Origin of the sequence: Lysobacter concretionis Ko07 = DSM 16239 (assembly GCF_000768345.1) — a bacterium.
GTDB lineage: Bacteria > Pseudomonadota > Gammaproteobacteria > Xanthomonadales > Xanthomonadaceae > Novilysobacter > Novilysobacter concretionis.
Window position 1 is genome coordinate 190,021 of the sequence record NZ_AVPS01000008.1, and the last position, 6,000, is coordinate 196,020.

At 66.7% G+C, this 6,000-nt stretch carries 4 protein-coding genes; all 4 read right to left on the reverse strand.

The window, feature by feature from the left end; translation table 11 throughout:
* Window positions 1-60 precede the first annotated feature (60 nt).
* Window positions 61-2,343 carry a nitric-oxide reductase large subunit gene (locus tag N792_RS11145; RefSeq protein ID WP_156969388.1) on the reverse strand — a complete coding sequence of 761 codons (2,283 nt, stop codon included), beginning with the start codon at window positions 2,341-2,343 and terminating at the stop codon, window positions 61-63.
* Window positions 2,344-2,712: 369 nt separating this feature from the next.
* Window positions 2,713-3,465: a helix-turn-helix domain-containing protein gene (locus N792_RS11150; RefSeq protein WP_036195107.1), complete on the reverse strand. Its 753-nt coding sequence runs from the start codon at window positions 3,463-3,465 to the stop codon at window positions 2,713-2,715.
* 19 nt (window positions 3,466-3,484) lie between these two features.
* Entirely contained in the window at window positions 3,485-4,876 is a 1,392-nt protein-coding gene (gene hemN / locus N792_RS11155) for an oxygen-independent coproporphyrinogen III oxidase (protein ID WP_036195110.1), read from the reverse strand.
* A gap of 78 nt (window positions 4,877-4,954) precedes the next feature.
* Window positions 4,955-6,000: efflux RND transporter permease subunit (locus tag N792_RS11160; protein WP_036195113.1), on the reverse strand; the 1,046-nt coding region annotated here is incomplete at its 5' end.

The following is a 6,000-nucleotide window of genomic DNA, read 5'->3' on the forward strand; positions in this document are numbered from 1 at the left end:
TGAACCCATAAAAAGGGGCGACCGAAGTCGCCCCTTGGTGTTACCCGTTGCCGCGATGGATCAGCGGCTGGGTTCCGTCTTCAGCTTTGCGGTGACGGGCTGGTTGACCGGACGCGGCCCCAGCCACAGCGACATCACGAACAGTGCGATCAGGAACGCACCCACCGCGAAGACGGTGTCGCCCGGTACGCGCAGCCACACCAGCAGGTCGATGATCGGACGGTTCATGAACTCTGCCGAACGTGCATACCAGTAGCCGCGTTCCAGGTTGGCTTCCAGTTGCAGCACGCCCATCGGCAGCAGGGTCAGGATGGTCATCAGCGACAGGCCGATGTTCAGTGCCCAGAAGCCGCTGCGGATCAGGCCATCCTTCCAGACCTTGTCGGGCATCAGGCCGCGCAGGCAGTACAGCATCAGGCCGATGCCGAGCATGCCGTACACGCCGAACAGCGCGGTGTGGCCGTGGGCGGCGGTCAGGTTGGTGCCCTGCATGTAGAACAGCGCCAGCGGGGTGTTGATCAGGAAGCCCAGCAGGCCGGCACCGATGAGGTTCCAGAAGCTGACAGCGAGGAAGAACATGATCGGCCACTTGTAGCGCTCCATCCATGGCGTGGCGCGGCTGCTCTTCCAGGTTTCATGGGCCTCCAGCCCGATCAGCGCCAGCGGCACCACTTCCAGCGCCGAGATGCTCGCCCCCAGCGCGATGACGCCGGTGGTGACGCCCGCGAAGTACAGGTGGTGGAACATGCCCAGCACGCCGCCGGCCATGAACACGATGGTCGCGAACAGCACGTTGATCGTTGCCGAACGGCCACGCACCAGCCCCAGCTTGACGAAGATGAAGCTGATCACCGCGACCGCGAACACCTCGAAGAAGCCTTCCACCCACAGGTGCACGATCCAGAAGCGCCAGTAGGTGACGATCGAGATGTGGGTGTCTTCCTTCCACATCAGGCCGGCCGCGTACAGCAGGCCGATGGCGACGGTGGACAGGAACAGCAGGCCTGCGATCGAGGAGGTCTGGTCCTTGCGCCGCATCGCCGGCCACAGTGCCCGGCCCACCAGCGTCAGCCACAGCATCAGGCCGATGAACAGGTAGATCTGCCAGAAGCGGCCGATGTCGACGTATTCCCAGCCCTGGTGGCCGAACCAGAAGTTGTTGGCCAGGCCGAGCTTCTGCATCACGGCGAACCACTGGCCCGCGAACGAACCGACCACGATCAGGATCAGGCTGATGAACAGGAAGTTCACCCCGAACTTCTGGTACTTGGGTTCATGCCCCGAGATCGCCGGGCCGAGGTACAGGCCGGTGGCCAGCCACGCGGTGGCGATCCACAGGATGGCCAGCTGCGTGTGCCAGCTGCGGGTCACCGCATACGGCAGGTAGTCGGCCAGCGCGAAACCGTAAGCCTCCTGGCCTTCGATCTGGTAGTGCGCGGTGGTCGCGCCCATCAGGATCTGCACCAGGAACAATCCCATCACGAGCCAGAAATACTTCGCGGTGGCGCGCATCGACGGCGTCACCACGATGGCGCGCGCCGGGTCCTGCACGGGCGGCACCAGCGGCTTTTCCTTGCCGTGGTAGACCGCGTAATGCCAGGCCAGCAGACCGATGCCGGCGATCATGAACAGGATCGAGAACATCGACCACATGAAGCTGCTGGCGGTCGGCGTGTTGCCGACCAGCGGCTCGTGCGGGAAGTTGTTGGTATACGACTTCACGTCGCCGGGACGGTTGGTCGTGGTGGCCCACGACGCCCAGAAGAAGAAGCCGGTCATCATGCGGCGGTGCTCCTCATCGGGCACCGGGTTTTCGCGCAACGCGTAGGCCTCACGCAACTCGGCGGTGGCCGGGTCGTTGGAGAACACGCTCATGTAGTGCGCGGCCACCTGCGAGATCGCCTGCGCACGTTCGTCGGAGATGACGATCGCGCCGGTCTCGGGGTCCCAGGTGTTGAGGCGGATCTCCGGCTGGATCTCGGCATGGAGCTTCGCCTGCTCACTGTGGTTGAGTGATTCGTAGGGCATGCCGAATTCCGCGCGGGAGCGCAGGTCCAGCCATGCCACCACCTCCTTGTGCAGCCATTCGGCCGACCAGTCCGGGGCGATCAGCGCACCGTGGCCCCAGATCGAACCGTTCTGCTGGCCGCCGATGCTTTGCCACACGACACGACCGGCCTGGATGTCATCGCGGGTGTAGACCACCTGCCCGCTTTCGGTCACTACCTGCTCCGGCATCGGCGGCGCGGTCTGGTAGATGTCCTTTCCGATCCACAACATGATGCCGAAGCTGACGAGCAGCAGGGCCCCCAGGCCCAGCCATAGTCGCCTGGTGATTTGCACACTTTTTGGTTCCATAACGATTGGTCTCCCGGACAGATGGGCGCCATCTTCACCAGTTGTCGGCTTGGGCACGTTGATTTGAATCAAGCCCGCGGCCGTCATCCCTCGGCGCAGGTCAGTTATACCTGCGCGCGGGCCGGTTCGCCGAATATGCCGTGCACGGCGCGGCCGCGTCCGGTGACGCGGTGGCCGGTCCAGGGAAGGATTTCTGTCGGCCGGGCGCCGGCAGGTGCGCGGCATCCGGTGCGAAGCGCGATGGCGCCGGAAGCCGGGACCGGCCGCGTTGGGGCGTCAGCGATCGGTCGTCAGTGATGGGTCAGCGCTGCAGGGTCGCTGCGGAACCGGTGCCGCAAGATCAGCGATGCAGGATCAGCGGTGCAGGATGGGGTCGGCGAGCGCGGCCAGCTGGTCGCGGTCGAGCAGTTCCAGTTCGCGCCGGTCCACCAGCAACAGGCCGTCCTTCTGGAACCGGCGCAGCACCCGGCTCACCGTTTCCGGCGCCAGGCGCAGGTAGTTGGCGATGTCGGTGCGCGCCATCGTCAGCTGGAAACGGTGGGCGGAAAACCCGCGCGCGGCCAGTCGCCGCGACAGGCCGATCAGGAACGCCGCCATGCGCTGGTCGGCCGACCAGTCGCCGGCCAGCAGCGCGGCGCGGCCGATGTCCCGGCTCAGCAGCCGGAACAGGTGCCGTTGCAGGCCGGGCAACCTGGTTGCCAGCACCGCGATCTTCGGGAACGAGAACCGGCACAGCATCGCCGTGTCCAGCGCGACGGCGTTGCACGGGTAGGTCTCGCCGTCGATCGCGTCCAGGCCGATCACCTCGCCGGGCAGGTGGAAGCCCAGCACGTGTTCGCGGCCGTCGCGGTCGATCATGTACGTCTTGACCGTGCCCGCGCGCACCGCGGCGATCGCCTCGAACGGATCGCCTTCGCGGAAGATGTGTTCGCCGGCGTGGTACGGGCCGACATGTTCGACCAGCACATGCAGGTCCATCAGCGACCGCTTGTCCATGCCTTCGGCGAGGCAGGCCTGGGAGAACGCGCAGGTCGAGCAGAACGTCAGCTCGTCGCCGTCGTCCGCCAGCGTGGTCGCGTCCTGGCGCGGGAATGCGGTCGGGCTCACACACACCACCCTGTCGCGCTCAGATGGCGCGGGAGAAGCGGGGCGAGGCGGTGGGTCGGGTCAGGTAATGGTCGAAGCACATCGCTATGTTACGCAGCAAAAGCCGGCCGCGCGAGGTGGCCAGGATGCGTCCGGGCTCCACTTTCACCAGGCCGTCGGCCACCAGCGGCTGCAGCTGCACGATCGCATCGGCGAAATAGTCGTGGAAGTCGATCAGGTAGCGCCGCTCCAACGCGTCGATCGGGATCTCGCCCTGGCACATCAGGCGCTGGATCACGTCGGCGCGCAATTGATCGTCCTCGCTCAGGCGCATGCCGCGGAACACCGGCAGCCGGCCTTCGTCCAGGGCGATCTGCCAGCTCGGCAGGTCGCGCGGGTTCTGGCTGAAGCTGTCGCCGATGTGGCTGATCGCGCTGACGCCCAGGCCGATCAGGTCGGTGTCGGAGTGGGTGGTGTAGCCCATGAAGTTGCGATGCAGGCCGCCGCGGTCCTGTGCCGTGGCGAGGTCGTCGTCGGGCAGGGCGAAGTGGTCCATGCCGATATAGCTGTAGCCGGCGTCGGTGAGCTTCTCGATCGCCAGCTGCAACAGCCCCAGTTTGACGTCGGCCGAGGGCAGGTCGGCCTCGTTGATCTGTCCCTGCGCCTTGAACAGGTCGGGCAGGTGCGCGTAGCTGTACACCGCCAGCCGGTCCGGCCGCGCCTGGATCACCGTGTCCAGGGTGCGGGAGAAGCCTTCCAGGTTCTGCTTGGGCAGGCCGTAGATCAGGTCGACGTTGACCGAGCGCATGCCGTGCTGGCGGCAGGCCTCGATGATCGCGACCGTCTCCTCGACCGACTGGATGCGGTTGACCGCTTCCTGCACCGCCGGGTCGAAGTCCTGCACGCCCAGGCTGGCGCGGTTGAAACCGATCGCCGCCAGTTCGCCGACGTCCGCCGGCGAGATGAAGCGCGGGTCCAGCTCGATCGACAGGTCGCGCTTGGGCGAATCGGAGAAGTGGAAATGGCTGCGCAGCGAGTCCACCACGTCGCCCAGTTGCGCCGGCGACAGGAAGTTCGGGGTGCCGCCGCCGAAGTGCAGCTGGATCACCTCGCGGTCGCGGTCGAACAGCGCCGCGGTCATCGCGATCTCGCGGTACAGGCGCACCAGATAGGTCTCGCCACGGGCCAGGTCGCGCGTGATGATCCGGTTGCAGCCGCAGTAGAAACACGGGCTCATGCAGAACGGCACGTGCACGTACAGCGACAGCCGGCGCGGGATCGGGTCGCCGTTGCTGGCCATCACCGCCTCGCGCAGCGCCTCCTCGCCGAAGGTCGAGGAGAACTGCGGCGCGGTCGGGTACGAGGTGTACCGCGGACCGGGCCGGTCGTAGCGCTGCAGGAGCGCCGCATCGAAGAGGAGAGGGCTGGACATGAGGGTCAGGCTATCCAGCCGTTCCGGACAACGCCTTGATCGACGTCAAATGACCGCGGGAATTGGCCGTTGCCCGCTTCAGGGGTCTGGTCCGGCCCGTTCGGCCGTCGGGCGCGCATTGATCCGTGCCAGCTGGTGCCGCTTGACCAGTGCATAGATCACCGGGATCACCACCAGGGTGAGCACCGTCGACGAGGCCATGCCGCCGACCATCGGGGCTGCGATGCGGCGGGTCACCTCGGAGCCGGCGCCCGTGCTCCACATGATCGGCAGCAGCCCGGCGGTGATCGCGACCACGGTCATCATCTTCGGTCGCACGCGATCCACCGCGCCGCTGACGATCGCGTCCTGCAGGTCGTCCAGACTGACGGGGCGGCCTTGCGCGCGGCGGGCTTCCGCCACCTTCTCCAGCGCCTGGTCGAGGTAGATCAGCATGATCACGCCGGTCTCGGCGGCGACGCCGGCCAAGGCGATGAAGCCCACCGCGACCGCGACGCTGAGGTGGTAGTCCAGCGCCCACATCAGCCAGATGCCGCCGACCAGTGCGAAGGGCACCGACAGCATCACGATCAGCGACTCGCTCACCCGCCGGAAGTTCAGGTACAGCAGCAGGAAGATCAGCAGCAGGGTCAGCGGAATCACAATCTTCATCTTCGCCGCGGCGCGCTGCATGTACTCGTACTGGCCGCTCCAGGTGGCGTAGTAACCCGGCGGGAAGTCGACCGCCTCCGCCACGGCGGCCTGCGCCAGGCGGACGTATTCGCCCAGATCGCTGTTGCGGGTATCGACGTAGACGTAGGCGGACAGCAGGGCGTTCTCGGTGCGGATCTCGGTCGCGCCGCGGTTGATCGACAGCGTCGCCAGTTCGCCCAGCGGGATCTGCGCGCCGTCCGCGGTGGCGACCAGTACCTCGCTGGCGATCGTCTGCGGGTCGTCGCGCAGTTCGCGCGGGTAGCGCACGCTCACCCCGAACCGCTCGCGACCCTCGATCGTGGTGGTCACCAGTTCGCCACCCAGTGCCGCCGAGATCGTGCCCTGCACGTCGCCGACGGTCAGCCCGTAGCGCGCCAGCTGGCGGGCGTCGGGCTGGATGTCCAGGTAGTAGCCGCCGGTCAGCCGCTCGG

Coding starts and splice junctions, on each gene's coding strand:
- hemN (WP_036195110.1), bottom strand. CDS start 4,876: ATGTCCAGCCCTCTCCTCTTCGATGCGGCGCTCCTGCAGCGCTACGAC.